Here is a 19,925-nt window from a genome sequence, read left to right on the forward strand (position 1 = left end):
GATTGTTTATTTGGAATCCTTATCTTCCTCTTGATTCTCTTTTTTCTCTTTCTTCAAAACCGGCATCAGTTTGATCAGGATGACCGCCACGGTCAACATGGTGATCAACAGAATCGCCGGTATCATCCAAGCCCGGTTGGCTTTTTGGACTTCGGAAGCCAGCGGGGATTGTGCAGCGGGTTCCTGTACAGCCGTTTCGCCGCCGGCTGCCAGCAATTGGCTGTCCACCGGATAGCGTGAATCCAGGCTGACGATCTGGCCGCTGGAGATGATGGCAAAATTACCCGCCAGGCTGCCGCGCAAATCGCCGCCGCCCAACGCGCTGCCTGCCAGGGCTACGCCGTTTTCACTGTTTCCGGAAACCAACAGTACGGATTTGCCGTTTGCCCACGGAGAGTTGAACAGCTCCAGGTAGCCAACTGTGGACCCTTCCACCACGCGGTAGACAATGCGTGAAGCCGGGTCATAAGGTACTTCCGAACCGGCGCTGAAAGGTGCCGGAAGCGTGTCGCTCCAGTCATAAATAACCGGCAGTTGGCTGGGTTTACCCAGCAGCACCACATTATTGGCCGCCAGTTCTTTCAGGTCAAGGTCATTTACAAATTGAACGCTGATCTGCGATAACGCATTATCCAATTGATTGCCCATGGTAAAGGCTACCGCAGAAGCGGTTTGCCATACAGCCGGTGTATTTGGCGGCAGAACAAAAGTGATATTCCCCTGCACATCGCCAACCGCCAGATTCTCCGGGAAACCACTCAGGTTAAGCGTATCTGCCGCGCCGCCAGTATCCGTCACCAACGGTAAATGCAGACTTGAATCGCTGAAAACCGTGGCCCAGGCACTGATAAAGTTGGTCAGGTCGGTGCAGCTGTCATAAGGAATGATCTGAACCTGGATTTGCAGTTCGTTGGTGCCCTGGATAAAAGCCGAGGGCGGCAGACTGATCTGAACCTCAGTTAGCTGTGTGGTCGTTTCGCTGAATTGCACACTGGAGATTACGCGACCATTCAAGATCACGGTCATGCCGGAATTGTTAAAATTCAACATGGCTGAGTGACTGAAAAACAGATTCAGATAGGCATCCGAGCTGACGGTCTGGCCGGGCGGGATGTAGAACTGGTAATATGCGTAATTGGTACCACTGCTGCGCATATTGCGGTCCTCATAACCCAAATCCGCAAAAGTCCGGTCGGTAGCCGCCAGCGGCGCGCTGGCTTCCGTGCGGTAGGATTCTACCATGGCAACATCGTTGGCCGTAGTGGTCAGGACAGTACCGTATTTAATAGCCTGCCCTGCCTTGATTACGCCCTCATCCGAATTGCCAGACACAACCAGGATTGCGCGCGCTTTATTCCACGGCGACACAACCATTTGCAGAATGCCGTCGTTTTCATCATTGAGCGCGAACTTGGAAGCGCTGATAGCCACCGGCAGGTCCAGGTTGTTGATCAAATTTAGTGAAGCTGCCTTGCCAACCAGGATCAAGTTTTCGGCGTTGCGCTGCGTATTGGTCAGGTTATCCACCGTAACCGTGGTCAGGATCAGGTTGCCGCCGGTCAGACTGCCAAAACCGGCCGAAACATCCATAACGGCCTGTAATTCAGCTGCACTAGGATCTTGCGGCATCACCAGCAGCGCCGTGCGGTCAAATAACGCACTGGGCTGGTAGAACGGCCGCGGCAGCAAGGTCAGATCCGTTTCAGGGCTTGAGGAGCCATGCGGTAAATAAATATAAGAGCTTTCCTTTATAACCAGATTGACATCGAAATCACGCACACAGGATTCTTCGCTCACCAGGTTAAAGGTTATTTGCATACGTCCGTCAGTGCGGTCGCTGACCAATGCGCTGGGCGGAATGCGAATATCGCTGCTGAAATCTCCATCCTGGCTCAATGAGAAGGACGCCACTACCGTTCCGTTCACTTCCACATCTAGCACACCGCCAATCAATCCCTGCCCGGCAACATAATTCTGTCCGAAGAACGCCAGGGTGTATTCCAGGTGCAGCCGGCCATCGTTTGGATAGGTCCATTCCTCCGGGAAACTGACCTGGATTCCGGCAGAATCAAACGGGCCAATCAGGCGGGTTTCAGTAAAACCCAATATGGGGAAAGTGTAAATGTCCTCCTGGTCTGCCGCTGTTGCTGCCGACGGTGTCGCAGTTGGATCAGGTTCCTGTGCTTCTGTCTGCGCCAGGACCGGGCTGCTAATCAGCAGCGAGAAAATAATCATCCATCCAAATAAAATTCTTTTTTTCATTGGGCACCTCTCATCCAATTCATTAATTAAATTTTTCAAATTAACTCTTTACCTTCTGTTAACACGTTCCCAGGAAACCTCCTGGTTTTGATGTATATGTTTGAAAAAGCCCCGCAAAGTTGCCAAATTACTGCTTACCAAAAATGCGGGCAAATATAAAACCTTTAATGGACCGCCAAATTCCATCCAGCGGCCCAACGCGGCCAAGATATAAAAAGCACCCTGGGCAGCCAGCATCCACTTCACCCAGGCACCGACTTCAATCGCTCCAAACCAGGCTGCCAATACCAATGCCAGGTTGGAAAGCAACGCCAGAATCATGGCAAAAGGAATGAGCAGGCGGAAATACTTGTGCGAGAAGATCTGCCAGACCGCAACCGGGTTATTCCAGGGCAGCCAGCGCCAGGAATTCGCCAGCGCTTGAAAACGGCCGGCTGTGATGCGCGCGCGGCGTTTGACCTCGTCTTGTTGGGCTTGCGAAACCCGCTCCCAGGATTCCGCCTGCGGCACGTAAGCAATACGGTAGCCCGCGCGGATGATTGACAGCACGATAAAGAAATCGTCATTAATCACCCCTTTCGGAATATGCGGAAAGAGCGCTTTACGCACCGCCAGAATTTCTCCGACGGCTGCCGTACAGGTATTCATACGGCTCTCGTTTTCCTTGATCCAGGACTCATACTTCCAATATAAACCTTCCGAAGCGGATAACGTATCCTCTTCACTGCGGATATGCTTCGCGCCGGTTGCCGCCCCCACACGCTCATCGGCAAAAGGCTGGAGTAAATACTGGAAAGAACACGGCAAAAAGGAATTGTTGGCATCCGAAAAGACCAGCACATCGCCCGCAGCACCTGCCACTGCGTGCGCCATGGCAGCCAGCTTACCGCGCCGTTCCGGGCTGTAGCTTAATTTAACCCCTTGGGGAGCGAATTCCCTGACGATATCACAGGTATCATCCGTGGATCCGTCCGCCGCGACGATGATTTCCATCTTCTCACGCGGATAATTTAGCTCAAACGCATTTTCCAACTTTTTCCGCAATACAGCTTCTTCGTTATAAGCGGCAATGATCAAACTGATTTTCGGAAGTTCAGCGTTTGGAAGTTTTCCACGGGAATGGAAGAGCGCGAAAAACGCAATCACGAGCGGGTAGCCCAGATAGACGTAGACAAGAAAAATCAGACTAATCCAAAACACAATCATCATCAGCCTCCTCCCGCCAATTCCGCATAAATGGACGTCAAACGCTCCACGGTCTGATCCAGCGAATATTCGCGCCGCACCAATTCCATGCCATTGCGCCCCATACGAAGGCTCTCTTTGGGGTTTGACTGGAAGAATTCCAGCGCTTCGGTTAATTCCGCGGTGTCTCCAACCGAAATCAGACGGCCATTTTCCCCATTCTGCACCAGCTCAACCGCCGCGCCCACCCGCGTAGCCGCCACCGGCAGCCCGCAGGCCATGGCCTCCAGCATCGCGTTGGATAACCCCTCCGTCTCTGAAGGCAGAACGAATAAATCGCTGGCTTGATAATACAAGCATGGGTCGGGTACATACCCGCCGAAAATGACCTGTTCGCCCGCGGCCTGCCGCAGCTCAGCCTCCATCTCACCGCTGCCCAAAATTAGCAGCCGGGCTTGGGGATGGCGTTCGCAAACAGAATGCCAGCTTTGCAGCAGCGTGGATAACCCTTTTTCAGGCGCCAGGCGCCCGCTGTACAGGCAAATGAATCCCTGCGGCAATCCCAGCCTCGCCCGGATTTCCTTTTTCTCGCGCTCCGGCACCGGCTTATAGATTTGCGTGTCCACGCCGTTGGGCAAAAAACGGCAGCGCGCGGGGTCAATGCCCTCGGCGGCCAGTTCCTGGTTAATTTCATGGCTGATGGTCAGGAAGATATCCACATCCTTATTCAATCGCGCAATGCGCGTCCGGCCCGTTCGCCTGTTGTGCAGTTTGTCCAAATCGCCCAGCTTGCCGCCGCGCAGGACTTTCACCACCAGCGGGCAGCCCAGGCTGTGTTTTACCAAAATGCCCAAATCGCTGGGCGATAGCAGTTCGTGCGCGTGCAGTACCTGCGGCCGCAGGCTGCGAATTTTAAAATAACCGAAGAAGAGATAACAGAATGCCGCCAGGGGTTTAGGCTGCGGCGCGGGTACGCGGTAAACCGGCGTGCCGTCGATGATTTCGAAAGCAGCCATACCGGCATATCGGCGGGTAACGATGCTCGGCTCCAAGCCCCGCTGGCGCAACCGTCGGCAGACGGCTGCCAATTGTTTCTCCGCCCCGCCCAGGCGCGGTAGATAGGATTGGATAATCATGGTCACTCGCAGCCCGCGCAGATCAGCCATGCAGCACCTCGTCATACAGTGCCAGCAGGTTATCCGCCCATACAGCAGATGAATATTTCTCCTGAACACAGCGGCTGGCGTTCTGCCCTAAACGTTTTCTCTCAGCAGGATCCTGCGCCAGGCTCGTGATACCCTCCGCCAGTTTACCCGGCTGAGCGGCCGGCAACACCAGGCCGCAATCTGCCGAGATGATTTGGCGGTTATCGCCCACGTCCGTGGCAATCACCGGCAGCCCGCTGAACATGGCCTCCAGCACCGCCAGCGACTGGCCTTCATAATGTGACGAGCTGATATAGATATCGCCGGCTGCCAACAGCGCGGGCACATCGTCGCGTTCGCCGATGAGTTTGATGGATTCCGTCATTTCATTCTTGTCGATCTGCGCCTGCAATTCCGCTTTCCACGGGCCTTTACCGGCAATCAATAATTTGGCCGGTTGAGGCAGATTCGGAAAAGCCTGCGTAAATGCGTCGATCAAATCGGCGTATCCCTTTTCCGGGATCAAGCGGCCGACAGAAATCAACAGGAAACCCTTTCCATCAACCAGGAATTCCCGCCGCGCGCGCTGCTGTTGATCTTTGGTTATCTTCGGTAAATCGGGGACCGGGTTCGGAATGACATCCAGTTTTTTATTCTTGAAACGCGGCTGCTGCACGCGCGCCACGGTATGGCCGCAGGCAATAATGTGCCGGGCATACCGCGATAGCGCACGAGTCTCCAGCCGGGTGCGGTAAGGTTTATAAGAATACAAATGCACTGATGCGTTATGCAGCGACGCTACGCTGGGAATACCGGCCCAATGAGCGGCCAGAGATCCATGGATATTCGCGTAATTAAGCTGCGTATGCACTAATTGCGCTTCACTGCTGCGCAACTCCGCCTCAATTCGGCGGGTATGCCACAAATCGGCCAGCGAACGCAGCGGGATATTGCATAAGTCAACATTCATCTGCTGCAATTCCTGGTAGACCGGTGATTGGGTCTCCGGTGAGGAAAGCGAGATTATTTTCACATAGTGTCCGCGCCGCAGCATTTCTCGCGCAAAGACAATTTCCAATGTCTGGGCGCCGCCCACCTTCAGGGAGTCAATGATTTGAACAATCCTCACATCATCCTCCCTTTATGGTATTGCGCAGGATACCGGAAATATCGCGTATGCGCTGGGGGCCCTGTAGATATAGGGTACCGATGTAAACGACAGCGCCAACCAACACTGCCATGACCAACTGTAGCAGCGGATGCCAGCCCGCGATCAAACGCAATAGGCCAACCACGCCGCCGGCCATCAGTATGCCGCTAATCGCTCCCGGTCTGAACTGATCCAGGATATTCCAGACAGAAATATGAAACATGCGTCCTGCCACCACCAGACTGAGGACACCGGAAATGAGCGCTACAGACGCCTGCACCCAGGCTACCGCGATAATGGAACGGTAGCGTGAGAGGGCAAACCATAATGCCGGCAGCAGAATCGCCAGCCGTACAATCGTCAGGTAGGTTAGCACTTCCGGCTTTCCCTGGGCTTTATAAAAACTGCCGGCGTTGCGGAACAGTGAAAGCAGCAGCGCGTAAATAGCAATCCCGCGGATAACCGGGATAGCTTCCACCCATTTATCGGTAAAGAAGGCCATTACAAAGGGTTCGGCTGTTAATGCAATACCCAATCCGAGGGGAATCGTCACCAGCGAGACGTACTGCAGCGAACGCGTAAAATTCCGGTTTAGTGCCTCTGCGTTGTTGCGCATTTTTACATACACCGGGAAGATCACCTCGGAGACGATGCGGGCAAATTGGGTTAATACCATATCCGGTATGCGGAAGCCCAGCGTATAAACACCCAAAGCTTCAGTGCCCAGGTAGCGCCCGATGAACAGGTAATCGGCATTATTCAGTAAATTTGCCAGCGTATCCAGCACCACAATGTTCAGGCCGTATTTCAGCATGGATTTTGCAATGGGGCGCGAAAAATGCAGGGAGGGCTTCCAGGGATTAACCATTTTGGCAACCACCACTGAAGCCCCGTTGGCAATCACCTGGCCCCAAACCTGCGACCAGTAACCAAAGCCCAGAAAAGCCATCACCACAGAAACCACACCCTTAACCAGCGCGTAACTGACTTCCGGTATAAATTTCTTGCGAAAATCGAGTCGCTTGGCCAGGTAAATCGAATTCACGTTACCAAATGCTGATATCGGATAAACCAGCACCATCATGCGCACCACACCTACCGCGCGTTCATCGTTGAAATAATCGCCAATGAAAGGCGCGGCGATCCAGGTCAGGACAAACAGCCCGATGCCCACCGCCAGCCCCAGCCAGAAAGCAGTATCGGCCGTTTCCGGTTCATCTTTATGATAAATAAGTGCCGGACCGATACCCAACCCGTTAAGCGCATCCAGAAAGCTGGTCACGATGAAAGCATAGCCAACCACGCCGAAATCCGATTTGGATAACAGGCGCGCCAGGATGATGGTACTGACGAATACCAATAACTTTCCGGTATAAACGGACAGGTAAGACCAGAAAGTTCCCCGGATGGTGACTTTCGCGAAACTGCTGTGCTGATTACTTTCCATAAGGCTCGCTTTTACCAGCTTTCTTAATAGAAGCTGTTTCTTTCAATTTCAGCCGGTTGCGGAATATGGCGCGCACAATCAGCAGCTCTTCACTCTTCGCCATCTGGTACGCGGCCAGGCTGACGCCAATCAATAACCACATCGTACGCGGATAAGCGCCATGAATGAATAAAGCGGATACCAGATATCCGGTAAAACCAATTTCCAACGCCAACGCCAAATCGGCTTCTCCTTCCAAAGACACTTTTTTGAATACTTTATTGGCTTTGGACAGGCTGTTAAATGCTGAATAAAGCACGAAAACGAACATGAGAAAACCGATGATGCCCTGCTCGGCAAGAACTTCCAGGTAAAGGCTGTGAGCTGAGCGCTCGGTGTTGCGCGGGTCCAAACCCAGGCGCACCGAATAGGATAAATAATTATTGGCGTAATTATCATACCCAATCCCAAATATTGGATGATCTAAAAACATACGTGCTGCCACCTCATATTCACTCATACGGCCGCGCAATGAAACCTCGGTGCGCACATCCGCGCCGGAAAACGGCAGGTATTCCAGTATGGTTTGGATGCGGTCAAAGTATGAGCTGGGCAGGAATGGGATTAGGAGGATTAGTATTAATAATCCACTTAATAATGCAATCAACGGCGGTTTGCGCAAAAGGACCAATAAGCCCAATACCGCGCACAACGCCAGAAAACCGCCCCTGGAGAAAGTAAACACAACGGTTAGAAAACTGGCTGCCAAAGCCCAGGCAGCTAAAACCTTCAAGATGGTCTTCTTTTCATAGCGTAAACGGTTTAATGCCAGCGGAATGATCACCACCATAACTTGTGCAAAAAAGTTGGGGTCGCCGTAGGTACCCATGATACGGTAACCTTCTGTTCCGCTGACAATATTCATCAACTGCGATTCGGCAAGGCCCCAATAATCATTTGAAAAAGTTCCGGTGACATACTGTATTATGGCAATGGTCCCCAAGAGAATTCCGGTCGCCAGGAAACCCCAGGTTGCCATACGGAATGATTCTTTAGACTGGATCAGGAACACTAGCATTAGTGCGATGATGGCGTCTTTCATAAACGCCAACAGACCTTCCTGCGCGCGTAGTGCGTCTCCGGCGTAGAACAACGATAGAAAAATTACCATTCCATAAGCTGCAATGGTAGCCAGAGCCGGAAGCCAGCCCTGCGGTTTTTCACCCAATAGTACCCAGCGCAAAAACAGCAGCAGAGCCAGGAAAGCAATAAAAGGCTGTGCAACAGACGGTGCGCCATAATAGTGCACGGCCACATCTGAAATTCTGGCATAGGTCATTGCCACCAGCGCAAACAAGCCCCAATCAATCCTCCAGACAGTGGCAACCAGCATCACAATACCAACCAGCATCAACAGATATAAGCCGGCACTATGAATACGGGTGGCTAACAGCGCACCAACTATGCCGGCTGCGATTGCCGCAATGCCAATAACCAGGGAAACCCACTCAAACGAGGAAGTGGTTCCATCCGTTCGGCGCATTTATATTCTCCTAAAATGACCCTTATTCCGCGGCAGCTTTTAGCGCGTTTAATATAATCTCATCGCTGGAAGCATTTTCTGAATTATCCGCCACACCGATTGCCGGATTGAGTGAAATACGCTCATCCAGGGAGGCCAACTGCATGGGATTTTTCAGCGCTTTTATTAAGCGGCTGCGAATGGTTGTGGCTGCCTGTAACGGGGTGTCCGGCAGGAGTAATGAAAAGGTCGTTTCATTCCACCGGCCAACACTGTCATTACCGCGCAGACCGGCTTTCAATACACCCACGACGTCCACTAATAAATGGTTCAATACCTGCTGCGGCAATGTCTCGTAAAACTCCGTTAACCCGTTCAACTTGATCATCACCAGTGAGAAAACGCCTTCTTCCTCTTTCGATTTATCAGTCTGTTCGTTGATCAGGGTCTCAAAATATTCGCGATTAAAAGCCGTTGACTGGGAATCTACCAGGCGGCGCTGCCGGTAGGCTTCCAGCGGAATGCGCAGTTGGTCGCGCAGAATAGCCAAAATCGCGCCAATCAACAGTCCCAATACCGCGCCCAATGTGACGTCACGCGCCGGTTTGGGGCTGATGGGTTCAGTCGGAACTTCGGCCACGTCCAGAATATTGACTTCATAGACCTGGTAAAGAGTCTTCATATAATCAATTCCGGTACGGGCAACACCATTGGCCCATTGGGTTACGACTTCCGGGTTCGGTCCGGTAACGTAGATTTCCATGACGTTGGAATCCGGCAAGATAACCGTGCTTTGGGTGTATTCAGTGATTTCGTCCTCAGTCAGGTTGAGCGTATTAATGAAAGCTTGTTGGTTGAACTCGCTGTCAAACACATCTGCATAGGTTGTCACGATGGAAGAATTGTCCAACGATGTCAGGCTGCTGATAAAATCTTTTCCGGCAAAACTTTCCGCATTTGGCAGCACAATCATGCGGGTTACTGCCTCATAAACCGGGGAAGAGAATAAATCCATGATTAGCGTGACATTCATGGAGGCCAGAACAGCCAGGACGATAATCCACCAACCTTTTTGAATCATGCGAAGATACATTTTTATATTCATTTTTCACCTGCCGTTACTTTTTTCTTATATTGAAATTGTATAAATAAATTTGCCAATTCCATAGTGTTAATTTTGATATTAAATTCAGTTTCCACCAATTTTCGGCCATTCACGGCCATCTTTGCAGCTTTATCAGGATGTGCCTGTACCCAAATGATGTTTTCGGCAATGGCCGCTGCATCCCCTGCCGGCGCCAGAAAACCGCTAACCTGATCCCGAACCAGTTCGGGTATACCGGAAATATCGGAAGCTATCACAGGGATCTCTCCGGCTAACGCCTCCATCAATACCACCGGAATGCCTTCCATTTTGCCGCTGGAGGTAACCACGCTGGGCAGTACAAAACAATCCGCTCCGGCCAACAACAGCGCAACATCATCTTCCGTTTTAGGCCCGGTTAATTCCACATAGCCATTTAACCCGGACCCGTTTATCTGTTCAGCCAGGGCAGCCTGCAATTCTCCGCCCCCCACAATGAGGCAGTGAAATGGAAAGCTTCGTTCCTTTAATAGTGCGCAAGCTTCCACCAGGCGCGATTGGCCTTTATAGGGTTGGAGGGTGCCGATATTAATTATGTGAAATTCCGGAGAAGCAGGTTTCTGCCTGCGCGTGTAACGGTCCGGATAAATACCGCAATGAATCACATTTATCTTTTGTTCAATTTGCGGCCCATACCGGTTGACAAGGAAAGTTTTGTTGAATTGTGAAATTGCCCGAATGAAAACGGCATCATCTATTTTTTGTTTAAGCATGGTTCGATTCACAAAGATATCGTGGGCATGCACACTGATACTGTATGGAATGCCGGTAAAACGACTGATGATCCAGGCAGCCAGGGCTGGATGGGTGGCATAATGCGCGTGGATATGGTCAATCTCCAACGCTTGCATTTCCACGGCCATTTCCACCGCAATCGGAAAGATAAATAAAGCCCGTATTAGAAATTTCAGACTGGGCAGGTTGAACCACAGCATTTGGAAGAAAGTGGCGCAATAACAGCCCGGCCGGCGGAAAAACATGGTCATATTGGCACTGATACTCTTCCACGAAAAAGGACGGATTTCATGCAGCTTTTCCAGCCAATGTGAAGCATCCCGATGAACCAGTGCTTGTTCTTGCAGCACCAGGGGGAATAGTTCGACTGAGCAGCCTTGCGCTGCCAGTTCGTTCATTTCCCTCATGATGAACGTCTCCGGTAAATGGGGAAAACGCGAAACGATATAAGCCACCTTGAATGTCATGTAATCCCTTTTCCCTTGAAAATAGACGCAAACGTACGAAAAAGGATTTCAATATCCAGACGCAGGCATCGATGCTGGATATAGGCAATATCGATCAATAAGCGTTCTTTAAATTCAGATTCTCCTCGATGGGTGATTTGCCAAAGTCCGGTCATACCCGGCGTTACATCCAGGCGTTCGGTCTGCCAAATCTTGTAAGTATCCGGAGAAAAAGAAGTCGGACGCGGACCAACCAGGGCCATATCTCCCTTTATGACATTCCAAAGCTGCGGCAGCTCATCAATGCTGGTTTTGCGCAAGATTTTCCCCACTTTGGTTACACGCGGATCATCCGGAACCTTGAAATCCGGCCATTCCAGCACATTCAGATGCATTAGCATCGGTTTTAGTTCATCGGCATTGGGAACCATGGTCTGAAACTTATACATCCAAAACCGATTCCCGCCTTTACCGGTACGCAATTGTTTATAGAATACTTTTCTAGAGGGAGATTCATGCCAGACTGCAAATGTCGCGAGTAGTAATATAGCTAGCCAAAACGGTGAGGATATGATTGTTAGAAACAAGTCAAGTATGCGCTTAACCCACAGATAGTTCTCCCCTCTCAATAGGCACTTATCCGGATCATATTTTGAGATCCAGGCAATTTCACTGGCAATTGTCCCATCCCGCAGAGAATAACCGGATTTATCGGACGGTGTTGTTTGTTCCTTGATCATCCTGGGTTATTTCCTTTTTACTGATTTCTTTTTCTGCCAGATCTAACTCAGCTCTGCAAAGCATGTCTTCCAAAGTTAAGGCATCATCAGGAAAAGCGCATAAACCCACAGCCACTTCCGCTCCAATTGAAGAAGCAGCCTGATAGATTTTGCTGATAACCCTATCTGATTCTATTTTGTTGGTCTCAGGAGTAATCACGATAAAACGTCCTTTATCCGGCTGCTCAACCAACATATCTGTGCGGCGGATATATTCCCGTAGTGCACGCGCCAGCGAAATGGACACATAGCGCGAGATCATGGATTCCTGGACTTCTCTCACGGATTGATTCAAGATCATTTCCTGAGATCCTTTTAAAGGTTCCACCATGATCATTGTCAGGGGATGATTGTAACGGCGGCTACGATAGATTTCATTGTTGATTGACTCTACCGCATCTCGTAGATTACTGGCGCGTTTTATTTCCGCAAAGGTGATATTTTCTACCGCCTTTTCGAAATCATCCATATTGGCGCCCACCCAATGCGCAATAACAACACCCAGGGAAAACATAGTAAACTCAACCAGGGTGATATAGCTATAATATCCACCCCAGAATGGATTTTCCTTAAACACCGCGAATTTCAAAATGAAATAAAGCAGATCCGAGAAAAAAAGCAGCAGTGTAATTTTCATGCGCCTAAGAACCGGAAGCATGACAATAAACACCACTGCCAAAGTAATCAGGATGTATACAAACGTATTGATATTGATTAATTCCTGATCCCCTACATCAATACGTTCAAGATTGAAGAAAAATGCCAGGAAAATAATCAGTAATATTATGGAGACCGGTAATCTTTTCATCTAATTTCCCATTAATTGTAAAAAAATCCTGTATATGCATATTATATACATTTATTAATACAATATTTGTGCCATGAGTAAAATTTTTGGAAATAATAAGGGAATTTAACTAATATGTTTGGTAAATAAATCGACCACATCCGGGTCGAATTTTATGCCCTTTTGATCTATCAAATATTGAATAGCTTCCGATTTGGTCCAGGCATGGCGATAAGGACGTGTGCTGGTCATTGCGTCAAAAGTATCTACGACTGCGAATATTCGAGCTGAAAGAGGAATTTGCTCGCCCTTTAATCCCTGCGGATACCCGCTGCCATCCCAATTTTCATGATGGCTATAGGGAATGTCCAATGCATCCTCAAGCAGCTTGACGTTGGACAGTAAATCGCGGGCGATCTGCGGATGGCGTTTAATCTCCTCCCAATCCTTCTCAGTCAGATCCCCTTTCTTCAATAAAATTTCGTCCATAATACCGATCTTCCCAATATCATGAAGCAGCGCTCCCCGCTCGATATTCGGTAGTTCGCTTTCTTCCATTCCTAATTCGCGGGCCAGGCGGATCGTCTCATTGGTTACCCGATGAATATGCCCTTGCGACTCGATATCATGCAATTCCAGAGATCTCGACCAGGTCTCCAACGTGGTACGGAACGAGGCAGATACGTTTTGCTGCATTCGCTGCAATTCCGAATATTTTTTAAATGAATCGTACGCCACGGCCGCTTGCGTGGCTAGAGCCTCCAAAAAGTTCTCCCAATCCCGATCCGGGTAGGAAATTTTCCGCAGAAACACTTCCATGACACCTATGGTTTCGCCTTTAACGGCCATGGGATAAGCAAAATAGGACTTAAAATTCTCGACTTGCATATTTTTACGAATAAACCAGAGTGGATTCTGGTCAAGGTTATTGATGTAAAAACCTTTATTCTCCAGCAGCACCTTGCCGGCAATACTGGTCGTGAGCGGTACGCGAATACTTCGGATCATCGGATCCATGAATCCCGTTGTACCGACATTTTCAAGAATATTTGTGGCTTTATTCAAGATCAAAATATCAGCGGCATCCCCCCCCAACTCTTTACATACCTGGTCGAGGATAATTTTATTGATTACCTGAATATCAAAATTGGACGTAATCGCCTGATCAATTACATGTAGTGATTCCAAACGGTGCAGTTGTTTTTCGACTTTTTGAAGCAGGTTACTTCGTTCTATAGCCGGCACCAATATATCGGATATCGCGATCAGTGTTTCCAATTCAAGGTCGGTAAATTGGTTGCCTCGTCCTAAAACCAACATACCATTTTGGTTGGAGTCAATTTTTAATGGAAGAAATGCCATTTTAGCACTGGTTTTATCGTCCAAAATCGGGCATAACTTCATACCCGGTTCGCCGCGTGTAAAGAGAATAGTTCTCCTGTCCTCTAATGCTATTGGATCAAAACATTCAAATAATGGAACTTCTTCGCCAATTAATTCACTCCAATTGCCTTCAGCATATTGGATAGTTGTAATTGTTTCGCGACTCGTGGGTAATAATAAGGCTACACAATCTGCATGGTATATATCCTTAATCCTTTTCACCAATTTCGGGCAGAATTCATTCAGCCGCAATGTATTCCGTAGAATTTCTCCAGCCTCAATAATGGCCTGGATCTGGAATTCACGAAGCTTCTGTTCGGTAATATCCGTAATGTATCCTTCCAGAACCGGACCGTCGTTACCCGAGACTACAGCATTGCCTTGTTCCCACACCCATTTTTCTGTTTTATCGGCTGTAATAATTCGATAATCCATTTGAAATCGCGACTTTTCTTTCACCGCCTTCCGGATTTCTTTCCTGACCATCTTTTGATCCTCAGGATGGATTATGGCATTGTAAGCAATTACCTTATTTTCAATAAAACTCTCTGCCGGATAACCCGTAATTTCTTTCACCCCATCGCTAAGATATTCCATTGTCCAATCTGCCTCATTCCTACAACGGTAGATAAATCCGGGCAAATTGCTGACAAGATTGGACAGTTGGTTTCTGGCTTGAACGATCTGGTTGATCGCATTCTGGCGATTGTACGCTAATTGAATTAATGTACCTACTGACTTGCTTCCAAGCGTACCCACTTGAATAAAACCCTGGGCATTATGTTGAACGCAGTCATCAGCAATTTTCTCCTCGCCTGCTGAAACGACCACCACAATACCGGTATATGGAAGTATCTCTTTTACCTTTTCAAGACAGGCAATCCCTTTACAATCCGGAAGGTCAAGGCCTAATAAAACCAGGTTAAATTCTGAGGGGGGGATATCCTTGATGGCTGCAATAGACGCTGCTTCAATGAAATTTACGGAGATTTCTTTTAAAACATTGGATAACCAGTGTTTATTTTCACCTTCTATATCCAATAAAAGCGGTTTTATTCTCTCAGCCATGTAATTTGATCGTCCGAGAAAATTTTATATCGCGCCGTTGAACCTTTGATCAAATAGAGTGTTTTATCAGCCGCTCTCATCAATTCTTCCATGGTCTTTCCATGGGCTGGATAGATTGAAGCGCCCATGCTGGCACTGACTTGAATTTCCTTTTTATCCAGCGTAATAGCTTCCTGAAGAGTTAAAGTAATTTTTTCCATGATTCGAAGAACATCATCTTTGTCATGAATTTCCTCAGCGATGATCGCAAATTCATCCCCACCAATACGAGCACAAGTATCAGTCCCACGAATAGCTACGGTAAGGCGTTTTGCTACCTCATACAATACCTGATCACCAATTTGGTGCCCATGAGTATCATTAACTATTTTAAAGCGGTCCAAGTCTATTGACACAATGGCAAACCTTTTCCCGGTTCTCTCCGAACGTGCTTGCGCTTGCCTAAAACGATCTTCGAATAATAATCGGTTCGGCAAATTAGTCAGATAATCGTGGGTTGCCAAATAAATTAATTTCTCTTCCGTCACCTGTCTGGAAATTGCCGCTCCCAATATTTTTGCAGCGGTCTGGAGCGCATCAATCTCCACTTTCAACCAATCATTATGGGTTATACACTGATTAAAACCGATAAAACCCCACCAGGTATGATCGATAAATATTGGCACGTAAATAAGCGATTTCACACCCAATTTCACTAAGAATGGTTGTTCTTTAACCGGTAAATCTTCCACATCGCCCTGAATAACTTCACCCGTCTGCATGATTTTCACCCACCGGCCCAAATCGGCTTCCACGTAATCCAGGCCGTCTGCAATGGTGTTAGTTTTGGTAATCTGAAAATCCTCATTGACCCATTCAGCCTGAAATTCGCCAACCAAAGCCCCCTCATCAGAGACTGAATTTGAAAATACAAACACTCTATCCGATTTGGTCGCTTTGCCTAATGAAGCTAATACCTCATTGAGATAGGAACTCCAATCCGTCTGAGTCAGGAATATTTCGGCCGCATTATTAACCGCCTGCAGAATCTCATCGCGCATTTGGACTTCATTCTCAAAATTTTTTCGGTCTATTGCCGAAAGGATAGTTTGTGTAATCATATTAGTATTCAGGTAATCTTTACGGATTATCTGATGAACATTGCTTTTTAATGTGTTTAGAGAAGATTCATTGTCAGAGCGAGTAATCACAATCAAGGGAAAATGTGAACTGGCATTACATATTTCTTTTGCGGCAGCCGCGCAATTTTCCCCTGCTGATAGATCCAAGATTATTGAATCATAATCCCGTGAATTGATTTCTTTTATTGCCGAATCAACCGAGTTGACCTGGTTTATTTTAAAATCAATTCCTTCTTGATTCTGTAGTAAGTTGTATAAAAATTCGTTGTAGTTTTCTTCATCAGAAATCAACAGGATCCTTATCCATGACCCCAACATATTTCAATCCTGCCTTCCGGAACCCTCTAGGTACATGGTACCTTTGAAAGGCACTTCGGCATGAAGCAACCCTCCATCATTTTTTCCTTTTAAATTGCCCTACCCCTTTCCCTTTTGTATAATGATTATACAGAAGGCAAATACATTTTTCAACAGCTATAATAAATTGTAGAATCTGTAAAATATACAACTATTTCTTATATCCATCGACTTATCAAGGAAACTGGGCGTGTATAAGAAATGGTTTTGCTGATTTATCAAGTCCATTGGGATACTTTTATTTTACACTTTTTGAATATAAAATAAGAATAAATATCCAAAATGTTAGTCCTTTTCAACCAGTGAAAATTTTCTAGGTATAGGAACAACATGAATGTGCAGGGAAACAAAAGGGTTGGATCAAATTTTGCATTTGTTATTTCAACTTGTATCTTATTACTTTTAAATATCATCGGCTTTATAAACGAACTTCTTTTCCATTTCCTGATTGAAACAATCGCAATAATCTTGTGCTCCTGTCTATTCACGGTTATATGGATTCTTAGAGAAAAGATCGAGAATGGCTATTACAAAATTCTGGGGATTGGTTTACTCTTCTCGTCTTTCTTTGATTTAATGCACATTTTAACCTTTACAGGAATGCCGATTTTCCCAAAACTGGGAGTGAATCATTCATTCTACTTTTTCCTGGCTGGCAGGTTCTTTCAAGCTGTATCTTTTCTAGTTGCACCCATTTGTATTGGGAAAAAAATAAAAAACGGTCTGACTCTGTTGTTCTACAGTATATCCACTGTGATAGCAACTTTCGTAATTGTTCACTACTCACTCCCGCCCTTGCTTTCTCCGGCAGGGAGCCATACTTCACCAAGAACCCTGATAGATTTTTCGATAATCGTGATACTCATCCTCGCGTTCTTTTTTGTTTATAAGAAGAAAGAGGTCCTTGAAACAAAAGTCTTTTGGATCATTCTGGGTTCAACTATTTTGGCCATTTTAAGCGAGACTATCATTTCGTTGAATACTAATGAAACCCATTTAGTAAGTGTTTTGGGATTAAACCTGCGGATGATTGCATATTTTCTACTTTTCCAGATTACTATCGTAACCGGAATAACCAAACCGCAGCAAATTTTTTATCATGAATTACAAACCAGCCGGGAACAATTACAAAACCTTTTCAACAATCTAAACGAAGGAATTTGCATCCTTGATCAACATGAAAAGTTTATCTTCAGTAATCCGGCTGCAGATCTGATTTTCTTGGGGGGAAAAGGGAGATTAACCGGACATAATCTTTCAAAATTCGTATCCTCAGAGGAACTTCAGAAAATTACCGGTGAGACTAATAATTCTAATAAAAATTCATCCAGCTCACTTGAACTGGAAATTACTGACAGTAATCAGCAAAAAAAATCACTAATCGTATTTTCTTCACCCCGTGTAGTTGAAGGGAATATTGATGGCGAATTTATCATCTTCCACGACATCTCTGAAATGAAAGAAAACCGATCCAGGTTGGAAGAAGCGGGGCACCTTTATCAGAGTCTTTTCATGGATGCTCCCATCCGAATTTGGGAAAATGATTATTCGGAAATCAAGAAAGCTATAGATGACCTGAAAGATCAAGGAGTCATTGACTTTAAAGATTATTTTGAGAAGAATCCCCAATTTGTTAAGCGAATGGTTCAACTGGCAAAGGTTAGGACGTACAACAAGCTGGTTGAAGAAACTTATGTACAGGGAAATCCAACAAGAAAAATATCATCACTTACCCAGATTTTTTGGAAGGAATCATATAAAACCTATATCTCCGAATTAATGGCTATTGCTACAAATCAAACGAGAGCCACTTACGAAATGACAACAATAACACCGGACAACCGAATAATATACAGCATTATTAATCTTTCGGTTGTGTCAGGTGAAAACTCTGATTATTCGCGGGTCATTATCTCAGCCGATGACATTACAGAACGTGAGAAAGCACGATTGGAACTGCAAAGCAGCGAAGAAAAATTCAGGTTATTAGCCGAAAATTCAGGCGTTGGAATTGGTTATTTTGACCTGAAGGGCAATATTCTTTATCACAACGAAAAACTGATGGAACAGATCGGTAAACCATTTGAGGATGATATAGGAAAGCATATATCCGACCTTTATGATAAAGAGGTCGCCGAACGCACCTTGGAGCGCATCCGTCGAGTTTCACGTTCCAATGAAACACCCACATTCGTTGACTATCTCGATTTACCTGAAGGGCGTAAATGGTATTCAATGACCTATACACGCATTATGGAAGATGAAAACCATTGTATAGGTGTCCAGATCATTTCCCACGACATCACCCAGCAAAAAGAAATGGAAACTCAGTTGGAATCATTAGCCAGATTCCCTCGCGAAAACCCCAATCCGGTGATGCGTCTTTCTAAAAACGGAATTGTTACCTATTCTAATGAAGGCGGATATCCAATTCTTAAGGTCTGGAATTATGAGGAGAAGGGGAAAATTCCGGATTATATGAAAACCATTATCCAAAATTGCCTGAATTTTGGAAAACCGGAAATCATTGAAGAAAAGGTTAATGACAATATCGTAAGCCTTTACATGGCTCCTATCACCGATATGAATTACGTCAATATTTATGGACGCGATGTCACTGATTTAAAAAATGCGGAAGATAAACTCCTGGAATACTCGAAAAATCTGGAAAAAATAGTAGCGGAGCAAACCGATGAACTGCTACTTACGCAAGAACGTCTTGCCAGGCAAGAGAAATTAGCAGTTATGGGACAGCTTGCCAGCGGTGTAGGCCACGAGCTGCGTAATCCTTTAGCAGTCATCAATAACGCAGTATATATGTTGCGTTTGGGAGCGACAAGCCAATTGTCCGAACCTTCCGATGATTATCTGGATATTATCGACCAAGAAGTTGCGTCTGCAAATAAAATCATCACGGATTTGCTTACCTTTGCTCGTATCAAACCAGCCAACCTCATCTCCACAGATATTCATGTATGCCTTGAGGAACTTTTTAAGAAATTTGTACCTCCGGAAAATGTGAACGTAAAAATAGACTTACCGCAGAATTTGCCCAAAGTCTATGTTGACGATAAACAAATTGATCAAGTGATGGCAAACCTGATCATTAACGCTTACCAGGCAATTCCCAATAAAGGCAGCCTGACAATTACTGCAATGATTGAAAAAAATATGCTGCGGCTCGATTTCACGGATTCCGGTATTGGAATTCCTCCTGAAAATCTGGAGAAAATTTTTGAACCACTCTTCTCTACAAAGACAAAAGGAATTGGGTTGGGTCTTACCATTTCAAAAACGCTGATAGAGGCCAACGGCGGAAAAATAAAAGTAAGAAGCACCCTTAATAAGGGAACCACTTTTTCAATATATTTGCCCAGAGAACAACCGTCGAAATAAAAAAATTTTTTGGCTGGAT

General features: G+C 46.7%; 13 protein-coding genes. 1 reads left to right on the forward strand and 12 read right to left on the reverse strand.

Annotated features, from left to right (window positions below; translation table 11 throughout):
• Positions 1 to 6: 6 nt before the first annotated feature.
• The 12 genes from Pelsub_RS14420 to Pelsub_RS14475 form a co-directional block, all read right to left on the reverse strand.
• Positions 7 to 2,262: a cellulose biosynthesis cyclic di-GMP-binding regulatory protein BcsB gene (locus Pelsub_RS14420; RefSeq protein ID WP_116225742.1), complete on the reverse strand. Its 2,256-nt coding sequence runs from the start codon at positions 2,260 to 2,262 to the stop codon at positions 7 to 9.
• 48 nt (positions 2,263 to 2,310) lie between these two features.
• Positions 2,311 to 3,471 (reverse strand): glycosyltransferase family 2 protein, encoded by a 1,161-nt coding sequence (locus Pelsub_RS14425; RefSeq protein WP_116225743.1) that lies wholly within the window; start codon positions 3,469 to 3,471, stop codon positions 2,311 to 2,313.
• Entirely contained in the window at positions 3,471 to 4,613 is a 1,143-nt protein-coding gene (locus Pelsub_RS14430) for a glycosyltransferase family 4 protein (protein ID WP_158675139.1), read from the reverse strand. The genes Pelsub_RS14425 and Pelsub_RS14430 overlap by 1 nt, the downstream gene beginning before the upstream one ends.
• Positions 4,606 to 5,721: a glycosyltransferase gene (locus tag Pelsub_RS14435; RefSeq protein WP_116225745.1), complete on the reverse strand. Its 1,116-nt coding sequence runs from the start codon at positions 5,719 to 5,721 to the stop codon at positions 4,606 to 4,608. The genes Pelsub_RS14430 and Pelsub_RS14435 overlap by 8 nt, the downstream gene beginning before the upstream one ends.
• A gap of 1 nt (position 5,722) precedes the next feature.
• The gene (locus Pelsub_RS14440; RefSeq protein WP_116225746.1) at positions 5,723 to 7,189 is read right to left on the reverse strand and encodes a lipopolysaccharide biosynthesis protein; all 1,467 of its coding nucleotides are present in this window, start codon (positions 7,187 to 7,189) and stop codon (positions 5,723 to 5,725) included.
• The gene (locus Pelsub_RS14445; RefSeq protein ID WP_116225747.1) at positions 7,179 to 8,711 is read right to left on the reverse strand and encodes an O-antigen ligase family protein; all 1,533 of its coding nucleotides are present in this window, start codon (positions 8,709 to 8,711) and stop codon (positions 7,179 to 7,181) included. The genes Pelsub_RS14440 and Pelsub_RS14445 overlap by 11 nt, the downstream gene beginning before the upstream one ends.
• A 22-nt stretch (positions 8,712 to 8,733) precedes the next feature.
• Entirely contained in the window at positions 8,734 to 9,795 is a 1,062-nt protein-coding gene (locus Pelsub_RS14450) for a diguanylate cyclase domain-containing protein (protein ID WP_116225748.1), read from the reverse strand.
• Positions 9,792 to 11,036: a glycosyltransferase family 4 protein gene (locus tag Pelsub_RS14455; protein WP_116225749.1), complete on the reverse strand. Its 1,245-nt coding sequence runs from the start codon at positions 11,034 to 11,036 to the stop codon at positions 9,792 to 9,794. The genes Pelsub_RS14450 and Pelsub_RS14455 overlap by 4 nt, the downstream gene beginning before the upstream one ends.
• Positions 11,033 to 11,755: a sugar transferase gene (locus tag Pelsub_RS14460; RefSeq protein WP_116225750.1), complete on the reverse strand. Its 723-nt coding sequence runs from the start codon at positions 11,753 to 11,755 to the stop codon at positions 11,033 to 11,035. The genes Pelsub_RS14455 and Pelsub_RS14460 overlap by 4 nt, the downstream gene beginning before the upstream one ends.
• Positions 11,724 to 12,602, reverse strand: coding sequence for a nucleotidyl cyclase domain-containing protein (locus tag Pelsub_RS14465; protein ID WP_116225751.1), 879 nt, complete (start codon positions 12,600 to 12,602; stop codon positions 11,724 to 11,726). The genes Pelsub_RS14460 and Pelsub_RS14465 overlap by 32 nt, the downstream gene beginning before the upstream one ends.
• A gap of 105 nt (positions 12,603 to 12,707) precedes the next feature.
• Positions 12,708 to 15,032: an HD domain-containing phosphohydrolase gene (locus Pelsub_RS14470; RefSeq protein ID WP_116225752.1), complete on the reverse strand. Its 2,325-nt coding sequence runs from the start codon at positions 15,030 to 15,032 to the stop codon at positions 12,708 to 12,710.
• Positions 15,017 to 16,444, reverse strand: a complete 1,428-nt coding sequence (locus tag Pelsub_RS14475) for a sensor domain-containing protein (protein WP_158675140.1) — start codon at positions 16,442 to 16,444, stop codon at positions 15,017 to 15,019. The genes Pelsub_RS14470 and Pelsub_RS14475 overlap by 16 nt, the downstream gene beginning before the upstream one ends.
• Positions 16,445 to 16,840: 396 nt before the next feature.
• On the opposite strand from Pelsub_RS14475, the gene Pelsub_RS14480 reads away from it, so the two are divergent.
• The gene (locus Pelsub_RS14480) at positions 16,841 to 19,906 is read left to right on the forward strand and encodes an MASE3 domain-containing protein (RefSeq protein WP_116225754.1); all 3,066 of its coding nucleotides are present in this window, start codon (positions 16,841 to 16,843) and stop codon (positions 19,904 to 19,906) included.
• The last annotated feature ends 19 nt before the right edge of the window (positions 19,907 to 19,925 follow it).

The organism is Pelolinea submarina (genome assembly GCF_003966975.1).
Classification (GTDB): Bacteria; Chloroflexota; Anaerolineae; order Anaerolineales; family Anaerolineaceae; genus Pelolinea; species Pelolinea submarina.